We start from the raw sequence: 17,011 nt of genomic DNA on the forward strand, positions 1-17,011 counted from the left end.
AAAAGTATTATTTTAGACCCTACAAAACAAAAAAAGAAACCATACATAGTTCAAACATGTATGGTTTCAAAATTTATTACACTTCAGTACAAGATATGTAATATCCTCCGCGAGCCATCTTTATTTCAGCACGGTACATTACATTTTCTAAGTAGAACGTAATCAGTTTAACTTTACTCTCAAATTTTAGTCTCTCATTGCATTCAGCCGCATATCTCTCTATTGCTGAAGTAATGACTTTTGATGATGGATACGTTAAAGCATCATCTAGTTCTATGAAAAAACTTTTAGAAAATAGCTTTTTCATAATCCCTTTCTTCTCTTTCATCATATTCCATTCCCCCTTAACTCAAGTTACCAATATCCATATTATACCATGAAATCAATTTATCTTTAAAAATAAAAAAATCCTGCATTTCTCATGCAGGATTTTTTATTAGTCATTTTTCGTAAAGTAAGAAACGAAACGAAGAATTTCTAAGTATAACCATACTAATGTAAGCATTAGTCCCATCGCAGTGTACCACTCCATATATTTCGGAGCTTGACTACGTACACCATTTTCGATTAAATCGAAATCTAGTAATAAGTTTAATGCAGCAACTACAATAACAACTGCACTAATAATAATACCGATTGTACCACCTTGGTGAATGTATGGAACAGTTACACCAAACATATTTAGTAGGAATACGACTAAATACATAACCATAATTCCAAGTGTTGCTGCCATAACGCCTGTACGGAATTTATCCGTTACTTTTACTACGCGTGTTGCATATAACACTAACATTGCAAATAGAATTGAGATTGTTAGTAATACAGCATTTAAAACGATAGAATCGCCAAATTTCATTGTATAAACTGCTGAAATACTTCCTAACACAACCCCTTCTACCGCTGCATAGATTGGTGCACCAAAAGGTGAAATACGCGGGAAAAACATAGACGCAAATGCGATGATTGCCGCAACGATTAAAGCACCAATTAATACTGGCATCTTCATCGTCCCCTGCATCATTTGTATGTATGAATAGACAGACGTTGCAAGTAGCAAGATAAGCATAATGAACGTTTTGCCTACTGTTCCGCCAATCGTCATCGCAGAAGCGCTTGCTCCCTCTTTACGGAATGCCTCTTTTTTCAACATTGGATTAGATGTTCTCATTTTTTCCCTCCTAAAATAGGTTCTACCAATAGTGTAAAGTTTTTCTCTTTACTTTTCAATATATGCAGCTTGTTTTTATTTTAATCCTTCAACGATGTCTGATAGTTCACTCCATCTTTCCATCTTTTTTTCTAGCTCTTCTTCTGTTTTCTGCTGTGCTTCAGATAATTCTTGTGCCTTTGTGAAGTCAGATCCAACTTTCGCAAGTTCTTCCCCAATTGACTCAATTTTCTCTTCAAGTTCGGCAATTGTATCTTCAATCGTTTCCCATTCACGCTGCTCATTGTATGAAAGTTTACGTTTACGTTGTTGTTTTGGAGCTTCTTCTACTACTTTTTTCTCTTTTTGAACTTCCGCTTTCTCCATAAGTTCTCTCGTTTTTTCCATTTCTAAATAATCTGTATAACTACCTAGGAACTCACGCACTTCGCCTCCGCCAGTAAAGATGAACAGTTCATCTACTACCTTATCTAAGAAGTAACGGTCATGCGATACAGTTAAAACGACACCTGGGAAATCTTCTAAATAATCTTCTAGTACTGTTAATGTTTGTGTATCTAGATCGTTCGTAGGTTCATCAAGTAAAAGTACGTTTGGTTCTCCCATTAAAATACGTAATAAATATAAACGTCTTCTTTCACCACCAGATAGTTTACCAAGCGGTGTACCATGTGAATGAGTCGGGAATAAGAAACGTTCTAACATTTGAGATGCACCAATTACTTTTCCATCTGTTGTATGAATAACTTCTGCAATCTCTTTAATGTATTCAATCATACGCTGATTTAAATTCATCTCTTCATTTTCTTGCGTATAATAAGCAACTTTTACAGTTTGTCCTACTTCAACTTCACCACTATCAGGAGATAACTTACCTGCAAGCATATTTAATAGAGAAGATTTCCCGCTTCCGTTCGCCCCAATAATTCCAATACGATCACCTGGTTTCACAATATGATTAAAATTATGTAATACCGTCTTATCGCCAAATTTTTTCGTTACATCTTTTAACTCAAGTACTTTCTTTCCTAGACGACTTCCACTTAGTGCAATATCAACTGACTGTTTTGCAGCTGGTCCTTCTTGTTCCTTTAGCTCATCAAAACGCTGAATACGCGCCTTTTGTTTCGTAGAACGGGCTTTTGCACCACGACGAATCCAAGCAAGTTCACGACGATATAAATTTTGGCGTTTCGATTCTTGTGCCAATTCTTGCTCTTCGCGAAGTGCTTTCGCTTCTAAAAATGTACTATAGTTTCCTTCGTAGCTATATAATTTACCATTATCTAATTCAAAAATACGATTCGTCACACGATCTAAGAAATAACGATCATGGGTTACAAGTAATACCGAACCTGTATATCTCGCTAAATATTCTTCTAACCATTCAACTGTCTCATGGTCAAGATGGTTCGTAGGCTCGTCTAAAATTAATAAATCAGGTGTTTCAATAAAACATTGTGCCATTGCGATACGTTTTTTCTGTCCACCAGATAAGTTCCCAACAATTGCAGTGAAGTCCGTAATTCCTAATTTCGTTAGAAGAGATTTCGCATTTGCATTTGCTTCCCATGCACTCATTGCATCCATACGTTGCTGCACTGCAAATAATTGTTCCTGTACTTTTTCATTACTTGGATCTTTTTCAATATTTAATAGTGCTTTTTCATAATCACGAAGAAGACGAATTAAAGGTGTATCACCATGGAACACTTGCTCTAATACTGTCAGTTTTTCATCAAACTCTGGTTGCTGTGATAAATAACTAATTGTATACCCACGTGAATGCGTCATATCACCTGTATCAGGAGTTTCTAATCCTGCAATAATTTTTAATAATGTCGATTTACCAGTTCCGTTTACACCAATAATTCCGACACGTTGTCCTTCTGTAATACTACATGATAATCCATCAAATAACGGCTTTTCTCCATATGATTTTGATAAGTTCTCCACAGTTAACATTTTCATATTTGTGCATTCCACTCTTTCATAAATTGTTCAATAAACTGTTCCATGTAACGATGACGAATTTCAGCCTCTTGTTTTGCTGCATTCGTATTCATTAAATCTTTTAATTTCAAAAGTTTTTCATAAAAATGATTTAAAGATGGATCATTATTTTTTCTATACTCTTCTTTCGTCATTTCTTCACGCGGCGGAATAGTTGGGTCATACATTAATCTCCCTTTTGCCCCGCCATATGCAAATGTACGAGCAATTCCAATTGCACCAAGAGCATCTAAACGATCCGCATCTTGAACAATTTTCCCTTCAAGTGACTCTACTGTGCCGCCATGGCCACCTTTATAAGACATATTGGCGATGATATGAAGAATATGTTTACTTTCCTCTTCTTCAACACGTAACTCTTCTAACCAATCAGAAACTTTTTTCATTCCTGCTGCTTCACTTTCATTTAGCTTTTCATCTGCCACATCGTGAAGTAATGCTGCCATTTCAATTATAAAACGATTTCCACCTTCTTGCTCAGATAAAGAAATCGCCAGTTTATGTACACGCTCAATATGATACCAATCATGCCCACTCGCATCTTTTTCTAAAATATGTTTTACAAAAGTAATTGTTTTTTGGATTTTTTCTTGTTTTGTCATTTTATCTTCACCCAGTTACTTATTGTAACACGCCCGCATTTTTTCATCACATATTTTCTTGTCTGCCCATACACTAGGTGGTAGGCATCATCATGAAGGAGGAATAAACATGTTCTATAATAATCAACCGCCTTACCCAAGGCAACCATTTTACCCTCAACAGCAGGAACAGAGATACACAGAACAATACGAAGAACAAGAGTTACAGCAACAAGAACAACAATATGACGAAAATCCATATGCAACAACGCAAAATCAAGAAACTGAATTTCAACAAAATCCATATGACACACGTCCAAATTATGAATATCCTCAAAATCCATATGCAGTAGCACAAAACCAAGAACAACAATATCCTCAAAATCCATATGCAGCACCACAAAACCAAGAACAACAATATCCTCAAAATCCATATGCAGCACCACAAAACCAAGAACAACAATATCAGCAAAATCCATATGTAACACCACAAAACCCATACACAACTCAACCGCAATACCAACAACAAATGTATCAACCAAACTACGACGCACGTGTCTCACCACCTAAACCACCAACAATAGATCCAACTCAGCCACAAATTTTACCGCCTGGGCCAACATTAGACATTACACAACCACAAATCTTACCACCTGGACCAATTACAGAACCAACACAACAACAAATTCAACAAGTTGTCGGTACACAGTTTTTACCTTTCAAGAAACCCGTACTAGATTTCGTAAAACCATGGGTAGATTACGGTTTAAATGAAGCAAAACATACATCACATGAACACGCATTAACAGAAGTTGCTGCGATTATGTTTTTAGTTGGTAAAGGCTTCAATCCGACGATTGCACATTATATCGTTGAATCTTGGGAGAAGAATGAGCAGTTTTAGGGTTGTTTATTTGATAAAATATAAAAAACACAAAAGTGCCAAACCCCTTATACCACAAGGGTTTTGGCACTTTTTAATATCTAAAACAAATTTTATTGAAATAATTATTTTTATAGATTTTCATACTTTTTTATATAGTACGTGAACATATACAGTACAAAAATACACCTTTGTATACACATTTTTAGAAACATCCTACGTTTATCAAACAATAACCAAAAGACGTACCTGCAACCTCATCATATAAATAATAAATATTAAAAAGAGGACACTATAAGCGCCCTCTTCCTTAGGTTTTAAATATGTTCTCCATGATCCATAAACACTTCAATTGCTTCGTTTTGTGGTATGTCTTTTACATTAGTAAGACCAAAAGTAAAAACAGCGGATAACATCATCATTAATAAGATTGCTTTTTTCATTTTAGCGCCCTTCTTTCTATGCTCTTTTTGTCTGCATCTAAAGCGATGTGCAAATACTTGCTTGCTTTTCTGTGATTTTCTGAACCATAGAATCTTTCACCTAAAAGAGAAGCATATTCTTTTACCCAATCATATAATTCTTCTTTTTCAAAATACGAAATACCTTCTATAACCACATTTTCTAATTCTTCTTGCGGTACATAGTTATGTACTGCTTTTAAAATTCGGAAATGATGACGATAACATAAGTCGCTAATCTTATAGCCATTCTCAATATATTCATTAGCGATATGACTATAACCTAACTTAAAATGTTCTCTTGCTAAAAGAAACATAGTTTTAGCGTTATTTTCTAATGAATCCTCTAAGTGTTTAATTGCTAACTCTGGCATGTTTTGACTTGCGTATAAAAGTCCTAAATTATGCTTAACTCGTTTAATAAGAAGTTCATCATTAGATTTTTGGAAGGTACCTAGTGCTGAAAGTAAATATTCCTCTGCACTTTCGAATTCATTTAGTCGAATGTGTGCCATTCCTAAAGTATTTAAGCATGCTGCAGTTTTTAATTCATACCCTGGACTAATTGAAAATACTTCATTCGCCTTTGTAGCAAATTGAACTGCTAGGATCGGTTTTAATACGTGATAGTAATGGACTGCAAGCCAATAATTAAATTCAGCTTTTTCAATTTCATCATGCATGTACTCTAAAAACGTTTCAGCTTTTTCAAATTGCATTCTTGCTTCACTATGGTTTGCTTTATTAATAGCGTAAATTGCTTTAAATAAATGATGATAGTACTCTAAAAATGTTTCTGTAGACTCTGGTAAAGGCTCGATTTTGTCCAGAATATCTTTTGTACTATCCATATCCCGAATTAGCAGTTTATACCGTGCATTCAATAAAGCGTAGTAGACTAATATTGTTTGGTCTTCCTTAATATTATTGATTTTATTTGCAATATCTTCTTTTATTTTCTGAGACTGTAATACACGTTGTGAAATCATAGCTTGATACCATTCGTTTAATAATTTTGTGATTTCTTCTTTAGAAATAATGTCAACACTCATCTACTTCTACCCCCTTTTGTTAAATGTTATCATGACATGCTTGTTTGCATAAATAAGTTTTTGAATATTCTAACTTGAAAAAATTATTTTTGAATATTCATGTTAACAAAATGGTCCCTTTTCAAACCTTAAAAAAGAACACATATTTGTAGTGGAGTTAAAAAAACAAACGTGAGGTATTACATCATGGGATATAACAGCTTTCCTGTAGTACGTGGAAGAGGTATGGTGAAATGGAATCCGTTTGCTTCAATACCGGAGCAATACGAGGAAATACATAGAATGTTTGAGGAACAATATAAAGTACCTAAACCTTTTTTAACACAAGATACTATGGAACGAATAGAAAGAGCGTTAATGCAATCTTTTCACGAGGAAGAAGAAATACATATCTCATACTATCGTGATGGAATGGTGCAAGACATGTACATAAATGTATTACATATTGAACCGATGACGAAAACTATATATTGTACAGATGCCTTTGGTTTGAATACTAAGTTTAAGTTTGATGAATTGGTGAATATAAATTAAAAGAAGCCGCCCGACAGGACTGAAGTGCACCCCAATTGTTAGACACAGCCTAACAATTGGGGTGCACTTCACATATATAGGTGGCTTTTGTACGACAAAAAAAGAGCTCTGCTATACAGCAGAGCAAAAGAAAAATATATAACCCTATAAAAATAATACAAATTATTGATACTTTCAAAAGACGAAATTTAAATTTCCATCACAATAATAGCTATGTTTAAGTATGAAACATTCTACCTTCACTATAGCTATGAATATTCTTATTTTAGAATTCCATAGTATCCAAATAGCTCTTTGAGAGATACCTCAATACCGAACTTCTTCAAAGAATCTTTTCTTTGTTCAAAGAGAAGTTCTAAAACTTTTTTCTTATCTTTGTCTCTTCCATAATGAATCAACCTATGACAGTTCGGACATATACTAACTATATTTCCAACAACATCTAAACTATTTTCAAAATCAATTCATTTATACGATTAATTGTGTAAGAATTATGATGTGTGATTTCTCCTAATTCCTTGTACTGCCTTACGCTTTTTTTCCATTTCACAATTACAACATTATTTTTTTGTAACTGTTTAAATTGCTCTTGTGTTTCAAAGTTTACAAAATTCATATCAATTCCCCTCGTATATTAATATTTAAGCCCTATCTCAGGCTTAGTTTTTCTCTCTAATAAGAGTCCAGTAATAAAGAAAATACTTGGACGTCTCAAGATATTTCTAGATAATGGTCTTAGGATCATTTGGGACAATTCTGTATTCCCCTGTGGATTTACCACACGAAAAGAGTGTTTCTCAGTGAACGCGCGGGGCTCCCTACTCGCAGGCTGAGCAGCCTGATCCTCGAACCTAGATGTTAGTAGCTCTAGGGCGGCTTTCGATTCAGGACTAGCTCTTATACACGAGGTTGTTGGTCGGCGTACACACTAGAGATATCTCGAGACGTCCAAGCAATGATTCTAAATCGAAAGGAGGTCTCTTACGTGAGATTATTTGTTGGTCTAGATGTAAGTTCGTTTGATATGAAAGTTTGCTTTTTAAATGGTGAAGGAGAAAAGCTAGATTCTTTTTCAGTCAGTAATGACTTACCAGGTGCACAGGTACTTAAAGAACGATTATTACAGTGCACAACCAATCAAGAGGTTGAAACTTTAAAAATCGGCTTAGAATCTACATCTGTTTACAGTTTTCACCCATCCATGTTTCTCCATCATGACGAAGACTTAAAAGATTTGGCACAAAGGTATTTCTTCTAAATCCAAAACAAGTCGCAAACTTCAAGAAAAGTTATTCAGACATGAATAAGACTGACGAAATTGATGCCTTTGTCATCGCTGATTATTTACGATTTGGGCGAAATCAAATGTCCATCGTGAAAGAAAGTCAATACGTGGCATTACAGCAATTAACAAGAGCTCGTTATCAACTCGTTAGAATGTTGACAAAGGAGAAACAACATTTTCTACAACACCTAAGTTATAAATGTAATACGTTCTCACAAGAAGTCGATTCTTCTATATTTGGTAACGCCATGATGGAATTGTTCCTTGAAAAATTCAGTCTAGAAGAGCTAGCTGACATGCCTTTAGAGGAACTCGCTGAGTTCCTACAGGAAAAGAGTAAAAATCGATTTGGTGACCCGAAATGTGTCGCATCAACCATTCAAAAGGCTGTTCGCACGTCGTACCGTTTAGATAAGGTGGTAGAAGACTCAATCGATATTCTTTTAGGAACATCAATCGAAATCATTCGTACCTATCAAAGACAAATTAAAGAACTAGAAAAATCTATTAAGCGGATCATGGCTGGATTAACGCAAACATTAGAATCCATTCCTGGAATCGGGCCTATATATGCCGCTGGTATTATCGCTGAAATTGGCCAAATCGAAAGATTTGACGATGAAACCAAAATCGCAAAATATGCCGGGTTATATTGGCGTACATACCAGTCTGGCCGGTTCACCGCTGAAAATACTTCATTATCTCGTAATGGGAATCATTACTTGCGGTATTACTTAGTTGAAGCCGCCAACTCTGTAAGAAAGCATGTATTGGAATACCAAGAATATTACGCAAAAAAGTATAATGAAGTACCAAAACATCAACACAAACGTGCACTCGTTCTAACCGCAAGAAAATTTGTGCGATTGGTGGATGCGCTACTACGTAATCACCAACTCTTTACGCCTGAAAGGTGTGTGAAAGTGTGACATAAAACTTGTCATCGCTACCTTTCAATCAATTCCAGTATTTTACATGCGGTGCTGGTCTAGTTTCGTGATGTCTTTTTTAAGCAATTTGTCCTTTGATAACTTCAAAATATATTATTTTTCAGTTGACATACTACCGCAGGTCTTTGTATGAAAATGAAATTTCTATAATAAAACTTTATAAGCTTTATATATCCATTCTTCATCTTTGTCTTCTTCCACATAAAAGATTTCTATTTTTATTTCCATACCATTTTCCATTAAAACGTGCGCTTCATATTTCCCATCTACATAACTAGCACAATCAATATTGTCTGCTACTATTTCTCTCCATTTATCAGGTAAACTATCATAAAAACGTTCAATGGCCGCTACTAAAACTAAATCTTCTAAATGAGCAGTTTTAAGGTTGTTTATTTTTAAAAACATCAAAAATGCCAAATCCCTTATATCACAAAGGATTTGGCATTTTTAAGTATTTAGAACACCTGCTAAATTTAAGGAGAAATTAACAGACATGCGTCCGGTATAATGCCGTGTCCACACCCAAGGATCGGTTACATAAAATAACGTATCTAACCTGGGAAGTCTATTAGTCTTTTCCCCTTATAGTAACACTCTCTTCTACTAAGACCTTTTCTTTCTAGGGCCTACAATTAATTTAATCGCTGTTCTCTCTTCATTATTAATAGAAATCTCTTGAAACGCTGGAACAAAAGCTAAGTCAATACCACTTGGAGCGACGAACCCTCTTGCAATCGCAATTGCTTTAATCGCTTGATTTATAGCTCCAGCCCCAATCGCTTGAATTTCCACATTACCACTTGTTCTTAGTACACCTGCTATTGCACCTGCGACTGAATTTGGGCTTGATTTTGAAGATACCTTTAATATATTTTCCATGTAAGTTGCTCCTTCTATTATTTAATCTCTCTTTCGTTACAATTTTAAATATTTTAGCGTATCTTTAATTACTATTCACACCAAAAACAAACGATGCTTCATATGTACATTTATTCTATTTTTTCTGACTTCTTCCTGCCCAGCTACACAAATAAAAACAAAAAATAAATAATCTAATATACATACGATTAAATATCATAGCTTCACCAAACGATAACATCCATACAGCAAAAGATAATATTGCTGTTTTGTCATACGAAATTAATATAGTAAAGTGAAACTTTACTCAGTGGGGGGTTTTGTTCATCCCCACCTAACTTCTTTGCTTTCGCTGAATTTTGAGGTGGGAGTCTTACTGCTCGGAAAATAGCGGGATAAACGTTTCCTCGTTACTTCAATCCATTTAGAAATCCCATTCATTTTTCTATCAAATTCTGAACCTTATCATCTTCAAAAAGTGTTAAAGGTAATACCCCAATACTACATTTCATCATTTGACCACTTTATATTCCAAATCTATCTCCTTTTATAGTACAAGCATACACGCCAATTGTGATTCATTTTCATAAACTATTATGTGTTTTACATTTATTAAGAATAGGAGGTAATATATTGGGTTCATACTATCATTCTTCAAACTCGTATAAAAAATGCTCATGCAAATCTTCTTCCAGTTCAAATAAAAAATGTTCATGTGACCATTCACATAAACGAAGCTGTCCTGCATACGGAACTTTTTGGCAAACTGAATTTATAACTGTTCCTTTTGGCAACCCTTTTCCATTTAATCACGTTGGACCTTTAGCAGGAGGCGTTTCCTTACTAAACCCTACTACTATACAATTTAGACAAGCTGGTGATTATAGAGTTTCGTTCATTTCCAGTATTAATACTACTTTAAATCCTGTATTTCCACATATCCCAGTCATAACTATATTTTTAAATAACAATCCACTTGCTAATAGTCAAGGTGACTTCGCTATTCAAATGAATACTTCATCAAATAACGAATGTCTTCAACTCGTTGGCGAAACGATTGTTACAGTGCCAGCTAATTCAACTCTTCAACTTAGAAATAATAGTGGCTTTAATCGTCAAAGTATTGTAACTTGTGACAATGGTATAAATTCAGTTGAATTAACAGTTACAAAACTAAGTTAATATTATTTCTTCACATTCAGATGCTATTTCAGCATCTTTTTTTATTGAATAACAGTTTTCTTCGACTTTTATTATCTCTCATCACGCAAAAAAAGTGCAGAATTCTTTCTAACACAAGATTTCTGCACTTTTATATTATGCTTATTTATTCTTCCTTATTTCTCTACATAAACCGACTTAACAATCGTACGATTATATGGTTTTCCTTCTTTATTCATCCCTTTTATATCCATCGTAACGTTATATACTCCCGGTTGTTTTATATCTTTCAAAGCACCTGTAAATGTATTCGTATTAACATTTTGTAATTCATTAAATTCAGAGACTAACTTACCTTCTTTATTAACGACTCTTACTGTTATGGAAAGATCCCCTTTCATTTCAGGTGCCATTGGTGATTTTTTCAGTTTATACTCAGGTTTATTTACTTTAACTTTTGTAGGTATTTGAAGAACAAATGGTGCGTCATTCTTGTAATCGCTTACAACTAAATATGCATCTTTCGACTGCTTCGCCATCATTTTGATTTTCCATTCGCCTACTTCCAATTTATCAAACTTAAATGTTCTAATTGTCGCCCCATTAAAGAAAGATTCGCCTTCACCAGTAGTTATAGCGCTATCTTTATTTGCATATATTTTTCCTTTTGGAGATACCATTTGTACTTCTACATCAGAAGAAGCAGTTAGTACAGAAACGATTCCTTCCGCTTTTTTATCAACTGTAACGGTTTGCTCTATCCACTGATTTTGTGGTAATTCGCCTCCTAAAATATTTTGATTTGAAGTTGTATTTAATTGTTCTAGATTTTCATTTGAACTAGTGCTGGATGCTACTAAAGCTGGTAATTCCACATTTGTCGTACGTAAATATGGTTCGATTCGTGTAAAAACAGCTGATCCTTTTCTTATATTGTCATGATCAAATCTGGAATCTGTAAATAAATGTGTACCGTACGATAGCTTCGCACTCCATTCATTTACTAGTCCATCATTTGAACCGTACGATGATAAATATAACCCGCCCATAGATAATGCAGAAAATGTTGGCCCCCAGCTAGTCCCAGTAGCCGTATAGTAACGGTTTAATTTAGCTGCTGGGTTATTATCTATTGTTGAACGAAACTTTGCCATTTCACCTATTTGTAACGAGTACGTACCATCATCTTTTTGACCTAATATAGAAGCTAGCCACCCTGCCCACCAACTATATGACAAATCTGCTAAATTTGAGCCGTGATGCGGTGTAGCAAGTGTAATAACATTTCCAACAAATCGATTCGCATCATATTCAACTAATGCGGCTTGTGTATCAATACCACCTTTACTATGCGCTACAATATTAACTTTTTTACCGAAATGATTATATATTTCTTCAAGTTTTTGTGCTAACAGTTTTCCGTTATCCCACTGACTAGCCGAACCTTTCCCCGCAGCATCATATAATTGTATAAACACTGTTTGATAGCCTGCTTTCAAAGCATAATCATACATATCATTTATATCATGATATACTGTCTTTCCATACCAACTATCCGCATTACCATTTCTTCCTTGTACAAAGAGAATTGGTGGTTTATTCTCATCATAATTAGCAGGTTTTTGGCCTAAAAACCATTCCCCAGGTGTAAATACTTCTGTGTCAGGAAACCCCTTTCCAAGCTCTTTTACAACTTCTGCCTGTACATTTGTGCTAATCGTTGGAGCCATGATAAAAAATACAATTAGTAAGGCCACACATCTTCTCATCAGTCTCATATTACTCCCCCTATTTTTTTGAAAGAAGGTGTTCTTTATAATATTTTATATTTTCCCTTCCTTAATAATAGCTAATCTTTGATTTTAAAAAGATGTTAGCCCTATTTTTAGAAGGTTACTAGTTGTGTACCCTCTTCCTTAACTCTCGTTATTCTCTTTGTTTCTACCTCTTCCTTTTGATAGAATACGACAAAAAAGTTTCTCAATAATTGTTAACTTCGCTACATCCAGATATTTTTTAAATCATTATTGTTTATATAAAGCATACAAATCTTGAAAAAATTTTAGTAAAAAAACATTTTATTACTAGTTAGTTATTTAAAAACATAATAAAGATATGTACTTTCTTTTCATTAAATACAAAATAATTTTAAAGGACCCTATATTGTAAGGCTTTCCTACAATTAAAAATCAAACTGAAATTTCCGAATAAACAATCATATTTCCAGAAACATATATTATGATAATTTCCGCGCACTTGAATTAACCTTGTAGAAGTACTAACCTATCGGTGAGCAGAAGAAAATTCTGTAAAAAGAAAGGAGAATACTTTATGATGACCAATTTACAAAAGGAGTTTTTTGAACGCTTAAAAATTCCTGCAAAAGAAATAACATTTGATGATTTAGATGAAATCTTATTAAAAATGGGAATGATTCTCCCCTATGAAAATCTTGATATTATGGCTGGTACTATTAAAAATATCTCAAAAGATAACTTAATAGAAAAGTTACTTATTCAAAAACGAGGTGGACTTTGTTATGAATTAAACTCCTTATTGTATTATTTTTTAATTGATTGTGGGTTTCAAGTATACAAAGTAGCCGGTACTGTTTATGATCTTTACGATAATAAATGGAAGCCCGATGATGGTCATGTCATTATCATATTAAGTCATGAGAATAAAGATTATGTTGTGGATGCAGGTTTTGCATCTCATCTCCCTTTACATCCAGTCCCTTTTAAAGGAGAAGCCATCTCCTCTCAAACAGGAGAATATAGAATTCGTAAACGAAATACTCGAAAAGGTACGCATATTTTAGAAATGAGAAAAGGAGCTAACGGAGAATCTACAAGTTTCTTACAATCTGAACCTTCAAATGAATGGAAAATAGGTTATGCTTTCACTTTAGATCCAATAGATGAGAAAAAAGTGAATAACATTCAAAAAGTGATTGTAGAGCATAAAGAATCTCCTTTTAATAAAGGAGCTATCACTTGTAAATTAACTACTTATGGTCACATATCGTTAACAAATAAAAATTACACAGAAACCTTTAAAGGCACCAAAAATAAACGACCAATAGAATCTAAAGATTATGCTCGCATTCTTCGTGAATCTTTTGGAATAACGCAAGAGAAATATGTAGGAAAAACACTAGAAAGAGGTTAGTTGACTAGAAGTATTTCATAATAAAGCAGATTCTATATTTAGAATCTGCTTTATTTTATATTTTGTTATAAACTAATTTAATTTTGTTGTTACCCTTTAATTTTCAATTATATACTCATCATCATATTTATCGTATTGTAACCCTTTCCCTATCTTTGATTCTGTAACTTGATCTCTTAAAAACGGTGCAGCACCCATTTTGCTAGTTGCAATTTCAATTCCATATTTTTTCGTTAAATGAGCTAACTCTATTAAAAACCACTCTCTTCGCAATGTAACTGGAATATCAAATGTTTTTCTTTTCATATATAATGGCACCTCTTTTATTTTCATAGCTTAAAAACATCACTGGATGCACTTATTAAAACTACCTTCCACCCCTAACATCCAATGAAACATTATAGTATATGCATGTCCATTTCAAACGTGCTATCACAAATATGATATTAAAGTTTACATAATTATATTATGTAATAACAGAAGAGAAAGGCATGTCCCTTCCTCTTCTATTATAGATATTTAAATTAAGAACATCTTGGTACACCTAAAGCTAAAAATAAACCTGCTACTCCCGCAGTAATCGGTACTTTTAACGTAATAACATCGTCTACCTTCGTTACTAAAAAGTAAGCATTACCTTCTTGTAATATACAAGTTACCAACAATTGAAATTCCATTCAAATCTCCTCCTTTCAATCGATATACTATAATTTATGAAATCTCTTTCAAAAAGTAATAGTAAATATATCTATTTTCCCTTATATGCAAATAAATGTTTATAAGTCTAGTAAAAATATTAATTTTCTAAATTTATATAAAACGTGTAATATCCAATAAGTTCCTATATAATCAATAAGAAAAATCTTACAAATGGAGGTATGAAAATGGCGATTTTGAGTAATATTGGTGCAGCTTTATTTTTTATTGCTTTTATTCTTTTAATCTTATGTATCATTTCATTCTTTAAAAAAAATGGAAAAGCAAAACAATATGGACGTCCTACCGTTATTCTTTTTATGATTTCAATTATATTAATAGTGACTGGTACAACAAAATCTGAACACCCAGTCATCGAATTTTTTGCTATTTTAAGTTTCATTCTATTTATATTCTTCCTTGTACTTGCAATATTATCTGTTATTAAGAAAACAGGTGTAGCAAAAAAACAATTTATTATTACAGCCGTATTATTTGTCATTTTTGTTGCGCTATTAGGTATTTCAGCTCCTTCTTCTGAAAAAACGACAGCAACTAGTACAAAAGTTGCCTCTAACAATGAAGAACAAAAAGATAGCGAAAAGAAAAAAGAACTAGAAAAGAAAGAGGCTGACGAAAAAACTCAAAAGCAAGAAGATGAGAAGCGTCAAGCCGAGGAACAAGCTCGTAAGCAAGAAGATGAAAAACGTCTAGCCGAGGAACAAGCTCGTAAGCAAGAAGATGAAAAACGTCTAGCCGAGGAACAAGCTCGTAAGCAAGAGGATGAAGAACGTCTAGCTGATGAACAGGCTCGTAAACAACAAGAAGAACAAAAACGTCAGGCTGATGAACAAGCTCGTAAGCAACAAGAAGAACAAAAACGTCAGGCTGATGAACAAGCTCGTAAGCAACAAGAAGAGCAAAAACGTCAGGCTGATGAACAAGCTCGTAAGCAACAAGAAGAGCAAAAAGCACAGCAAACTCAAACACAACCTACCTCAGGAAATACTAGTAGTGCATATTACAAAAATTGTGATGCAGTTAGAGCTGCGGGGAAAGCTCCTCTATATAAAGATCAACCAGGATATAGTCGTAAACTAGATAGAGACGGCGATGGAGTTGCATGCGAATAATAGTAATAAAAAAGTAGCTTAGTAAAAGCTTCTTTTTTTACTGTAATGCCTTACATTTAATATCCCTTTCTCTTATTTAGATGTGTTCTTAAATAAATTTCATACTATTATTCTCAAAAATGACACATAATAAGTGATTTCAATCACCACATTGATTTTCATTTATCGCTATTCTTAATTTAGTAATTACATTCAAACTTTATGGAGGCGTTCATATGAAACATACATTTACTGAAACTTCTATTGTCGGTGAGATCGTTACACAATTCCCGAAAGCTAGTGATCTTTTTAAATCATATAGAATAGATTTTTGTTGTGGTGGCAATAAACCGCTTATTGATGCAATTCATGAAAGAAATTTATCAGCTACTGAAGTGCTTACAGAGTTAAATACGCTTTATAATAATATGAAACGATTAAATGAATCTGAAATTGATTGGAAAAATGCTTCTTATCGCGAATTGATTGATTATGTTATAAATAAGCATCATCGCTATTTAAATGAAGAGTTGCCACAATTAAGTCCGTATGTGACAAAAGTATTACGTGTTCATGGGGCAAGTCAGCCTCATTTAGCTCAAATTCATAAGCTATTTCATGAACTAAAGATGGAACTAGAACAACATTTAATTAAAGAAGAAACAGAAGATTTTCCATTAATTTTAGAATTTGAACAAAATCCAACTGAAGAAAACTATGTGAAGTTACGTAAAGTAGTAGATGAGTTGGAAAATGAACATAACCACGCAGGCAACATTATTAAAGAGCTTCGTAAAGTGACGAATGACTTTACTCCTCCAGAAGGAGCTTGCGGCACTTATCGACTTGTTTATCAACGCCTTGAAGCACTAGAGTCTGATTTATTTGAGCATATTCATTTAGAAAATAACATTTTATTTCCACGTGCAATTACGAGAGTGTAAATTAAGTGCAGGACATGAGTGTAAATACTTATGTCCTGTTTTTTCATTTGGTAAAGAATATACACATCCCTCTCGAATAAGTCCGAATTTTAACAATTTGTGAATCATTGTAAAAATGTGATAAATATCACATCTCCCT

The 17,011-nt window shown here is 33.7% G+C and carries 18 protein-coding genes and 2 pseudogenes; 7 read left to right on the plus strand and 13 right to left on the minus strand.

Annotated features, from left to right (window positions below; all coding sequences use genetic code 11):
- Window positions 1-76: 76 nt before the first annotated feature.
- From MHI28_RS05945 to MHI28_RS05960, 4 genes are all read right to left on the minus strand, one after another.
- Complete coding sequence (locus MHI28_RS05945) at window positions 77-331, minus strand: DUF4318 domain-containing protein (protein ID WP_000975129.1); 255 nt, start codon at window positions 329-331, stop codon at window positions 77-79.
- Between the two features lie 105 nt (window positions 332-436).
- Window positions 437-1,168: a Bax inhibitor-1/YccA family protein gene (locus tag MHI28_RS05950; RefSeq protein ID WP_001260655.1), complete on the minus strand. Its 732-nt coding sequence runs from the start codon at window positions 1,166-1,168 to the stop codon at window positions 437-439.
- A gap of 75 nt (window positions 1,169-1,243) precedes the next feature.
- Entirely contained in the window at window positions 1,244-3,139 is a 1,896-nt protein-coding gene (locus MHI28_RS05955; RefSeq protein ID WP_000783172.1) for an ABC-F family ATP-binding cassette domain-containing protein, read from the minus strand.
- A complete protein-coding gene (locus MHI28_RS05960; protein WP_000165956.1) occupies window positions 3,136-3,783 on the minus strand; it encodes an HD domain-containing protein in 648 nt (215 codons plus the stop codon). Before MHI28_RS05960 ends, MHI28_RS05955 begins: the two co-directional genes overlap by 4 nt.
- A gap of 109 nt (window positions 3,784-3,892) precedes the next feature.
- On the opposite strand from MHI28_RS05960, the gene MHI28_RS05965 reads away from it, so the two are divergent.
- Window positions 3,893-4,666 carry a hypothetical protein gene (locus MHI28_RS05965; protein ID WP_000499692.1) on the plus strand — a complete coding sequence of 258 codons (774 nt, stop codon included), beginning with the start codon at window positions 3,893-3,895 and terminating at the stop codon, window positions 4,664-4,666.
- Window positions 4,667-4,962: 296 nt separating this feature from the next.
- Here MHI28_RS05965 and MHI28_RS05970 read toward each other — a convergent pair whose 3' ends face one another.
- Both MHI28_RS05970 and MHI28_RS05975 read right to left on the minus strand, forming a co-directional pair.
- The gene (locus MHI28_RS05970) at window positions 4,963-5,088 is read right to left on the minus strand and encodes a hypothetical protein (protein ID WP_000709202.1); all 126 of its coding nucleotides are present in this window, start codon (window positions 5,086-5,088) and stop codon (window positions 4,963-4,965) included.
- Window positions 5,085-6,158, minus strand: a complete 1,074-nt coding sequence (locus MHI28_RS05975) for a response regulator aspartate phosphatase (RefSeq protein ID WP_000109862.1) — start codon at window positions 6,156-6,158, stop codon at window positions 5,085-5,087. The genes MHI28_RS05970 and MHI28_RS05975 overlap by 4 nt, the downstream gene beginning before the upstream one ends.
- Before the next feature lie 186 nt (window positions 6,159-6,344).
- On the opposite strand from MHI28_RS05975, the gene MHI28_RS05980 reads away from it, so the two are divergent.
- The gene (locus MHI28_RS05980; RefSeq protein ID WP_000541073.1) at window positions 6,345-6,692 is read left to right on the plus strand and encodes a YolD-like family protein; all 348 of its coding nucleotides are present in this window, start codon (window positions 6,345-6,347) and stop codon (window positions 6,690-6,692) included.
- Window positions 6,693-6,952: 260 nt separating this feature from the next.
- Here the strand turns inward: MHI28_RS05980 and MHI28_RS05985 are convergent.
- Window positions 6,953-7,153, minus strand: a pseudogene (locus tag MHI28_RS05985) (HNH endonuclease); the annotation flags it as partial.
- The gene (locus tag MHI28_RS05990; RefSeq protein ID WP_001012095.1) at window positions 7,135-7,308 is read right to left on the minus strand and encodes a hypothetical protein; all 174 of its coding nucleotides are present in this window, start codon (window positions 7,306-7,308) and stop codon (window positions 7,135-7,137) included. The pseudogene MHI28_RS05985 and the gene MHI28_RS05990, both read right to left, overlap by 19 nt.
- Window positions 7,309-7,677: 369 nt before the next feature.
- Here MHI28_RS05990 and MHI28_RS05995 point away from each other — a divergent pair.
- A pseudogene (locus MHI28_RS05995) lies at window positions 7,678-8,906 on the plus strand (IS110 family transposase).
- 165 nt (window positions 8,907-9,071) lie between these two features.
- Here MHI28_RS05995 and MHI28_RS06000 read toward each other — a convergent pair.
- Both MHI28_RS06000 and MHI28_RS06005 read right to left on the minus strand, forming a co-directional pair.
- On the minus strand, window positions 9,072-9,335 hold the full coding sequence (locus MHI28_RS06000) for a hypothetical protein (protein ID WP_000478848.1): 264 nt from the start codon (window positions 9,333-9,335) through the stop codon (window positions 9,072-9,074).
- A 198-nt stretch (window positions 9,336-9,533) separates the two neighbouring features.
- Entirely contained in the window at window positions 9,534-9,809 is a 276-nt protein-coding gene (locus tag MHI28_RS06005) for a stage V sporulation protein S (RefSeq protein ID WP_000427801.1), read from the minus strand.
- Window positions 9,810-10,421: 612 nt separating this feature from the next.
- Here MHI28_RS06005 and MHI28_RS06010 point away from each other — a divergent pair.
- The gene (locus tag MHI28_RS06010; protein WP_000536156.1) at window positions 10,422-10,970 is read left to right on the plus strand and encodes a hypothetical protein; all 549 of its coding nucleotides are present in this window, start codon (window positions 10,422-10,424) and stop codon (window positions 10,968-10,970) included.
- Between the two features lie 155 nt (window positions 10,971-11,125).
- On the opposite strand, the gene MHI28_RS06015 is transcribed toward MHI28_RS06010, so the two are convergent.
- Window positions 11,126-12,727, minus strand: a complete 1,602-nt coding sequence (locus MHI28_RS06015) for an esterase/lipase family protein (RefSeq protein ID WP_001238698.1) — start codon at window positions 12,725-12,727, stop codon at window positions 11,126-11,128.
- Between the two features lie 553 nt (window positions 12,728-13,280).
- Here MHI28_RS06015 and MHI28_RS06020 point away from each other — a divergent pair.
- Complete coding sequence (locus MHI28_RS06020) at window positions 13,281-14,120, plus strand: arylamine N-acetyltransferase family protein (RefSeq protein ID WP_000988895.1); 840 nt, start codon at window positions 13,281-13,283, stop codon at window positions 14,118-14,120.
- A gap of 96 nt (window positions 14,121-14,216) precedes the next feature.
- On the opposite strand, the gene MHI28_RS06025 is transcribed toward MHI28_RS06020, so the two are convergent.
- Both MHI28_RS06025 and exsG read right to left on the minus strand, forming a co-directional pair.
- Window positions 14,217-14,426 (minus strand): hypothetical protein, encoded by a 210-nt coding sequence (locus MHI28_RS06025; protein ID WP_000824195.1) that lies wholly within the window; start codon window positions 14,424-14,426, stop codon window positions 14,217-14,219.
- 218 nt (window positions 14,427-14,644) lie between these two features.
- Complete coding sequence (gene exsG / locus MHI28_RS06030; RefSeq protein WP_000395679.1) at window positions 14,645-14,797, minus strand: exosporium protein ExsG; 153 nt, start codon at window positions 14,795-14,797, stop codon at window positions 14,645-14,647.
- A 207-nt stretch (window positions 14,798-15,004) separates the two neighbouring features.
- Between exsG and MHI28_RS06035 the strand changes: the two genes are divergently transcribed.
- Together MHI28_RS06035 and ric are read left to right on the plus strand one after the other, a co-directional pair.
- Window positions 15,005-15,949, plus strand: a complete 945-nt coding sequence (locus MHI28_RS06035; protein ID WP_044784199.1) for an excalibur calcium-binding domain-containing protein — start codon at window positions 15,005-15,007, stop codon at window positions 15,947-15,949.
- A gap of 215 nt (window positions 15,950-16,164) precedes the next feature.
- The gene (gene ric / locus MHI28_RS06040; RefSeq protein ID WP_000683171.1) at window positions 16,165-16,872 is read left to right on the plus strand and encodes an iron-sulfur cluster repair di-iron protein; all 708 of its coding nucleotides are present in this window, start codon (window positions 16,165-16,167) and stop codon (window positions 16,870-16,872) included.
- Window positions 16,873-17,011 lie beyond the last annotated feature (139 nt).

It is taken from the genome of Bacillus sp. FSL K6-0268, assembly GCF_038005425.1.
Classification (GTDB): Bacteria; Bacillota; Bacilli; order Bacillales; family Bacillaceae_G; genus Bacillus_A; species Bacillus_A thuringiensis_S.